Annotated in this window: 1 protein-coding gene; it reads left to right on the forward strand. The window is 42.4% G+C overall.

The features are described 5' to 3' along the window. The coding region (locus PUR56_RS43160) for a hypothetical protein (RefSeq protein ID WP_329947406.1) at positions 1–354 on the forward strand (354 nt) is incomplete at both ends.

Genomic DNA, 354 nt, shown 5'->3' on the forward strand with positions numbered 1-354 from the left:
GGGGGGCGGACGAACACCCCCCCCACCACCCCCCCCCCACACCAGCAAAACCCCCCCCCCACCCCAACAACCCCAACCCACCCCCCCCCAACACACACCACCACCACACAACAACCCCACACACCCACACCACCCCCAAAAAACCCCCACAACCCCCACCCACACAAAAAAAAAAAACACCAAAAAAAAAAAAAAAAAAAAAAAAAAAAAAAAAAAAAACAAAAACAAAAACAAACAAACACAAAAAAAAAAAAAAAAAAACAAAAAAAACCAAATAAAAAAAAAAAAAAAAAACAAAAAAATAAGTACAAATAAAAAATCCACCCAACAACAAACACCCCCCCACCCCCCCAA

The sequence above is a fragment of the Streptomyces sp. BE303 genome, assembly GCF_036290945.1.
Lineage (GTDB): Bacteria > Actinomycetota > Actinomycetes > Streptomycetales > Streptomycetaceae > Kitasatospora.